General features: G+C 63.8%; 1 protein-coding gene. It reads right to left on the bottom strand.

From position 1 onward, the window contains the following. Positions 1–492, bottom strand: a 492-nt coding sequence (locus Q1A87_RS23585; RefSeq protein WP_299657292.1) for a transposase, incomplete at its 3' end; no start/stop codon positions are given. Positions 493–754 lie beyond the last annotated feature (262 nt).

The raw sequence follows: 754 nt of genomic DNA on the forward strand, positions 1-754 counted from the left end.
ACGACCGCGCTTGTTGAAGAGATCGGCATGCGGGCATTTTGGGATCAGGTGTGCGTGCAGGATGGAATGCACCTCGTTCTTGATCCGGGTCCGGTGCCGCACGACCTGATAGCGGCGCGCGACGAGCCGGCGCATCCGCGCCGTCGCCGCATCCGGGGTCCAGATCTCCGGCAGGTAGCCGGCAGCGTGCAGGCTGGCCAGCGTGCCTGCATCGACCTTGTCGGTCTTCACATGGGCATGGGCGATGGCCTTCACCTGAAGCGGATTGGCGATCACCACCCGCTTCACGTAGGGCGTCAGCACGCGCGAGACTGCCATGCAATTGCCGGTCGCCTCGATCACGACTTCGTCCGTCTTCAAAAGCTGTCTGCCGAACCCCTCCAGGGCCGTGCGGGTCATCTCGACCCGGCCCTCGTGTCGGGTCAGGCCATTCTCCCAGATCACCACCTCCCCAAAGGTCCGGTGGATGTCGATGCCGATCACACGTCGCATTTGCGCCTCCCTTGCCAGTTGAAAACAGCGGGAGCGGCGGGCGACACGACAACTACGGATTCGCGCTCTCAGCGCAACCGGGCGAGTCGCAGAGGCGGCCAGCTACTAACACGAGCTCGCAGCTCATCGTGTGCATCGGCCTGCCCGCACCTTCGTGCTCCCGGTGCCTCTGTCCCGGATGCTCGCAGCATATACCAGGTTCCGAAGAACCCAGCCGGACATCGGCACCGAGATCCTTATATCGGTTACGAATGCCGTCGAG

Source organism: uncultured Jannaschia sp. (assembly GCF_947494055.1).
In the GTDB taxonomy this organism is placed as follows: domain Bacteria; phylum Pseudomonadota; class Alphaproteobacteria; order Rhodobacterales; family Rhodobacteraceae; genus Jannaschia.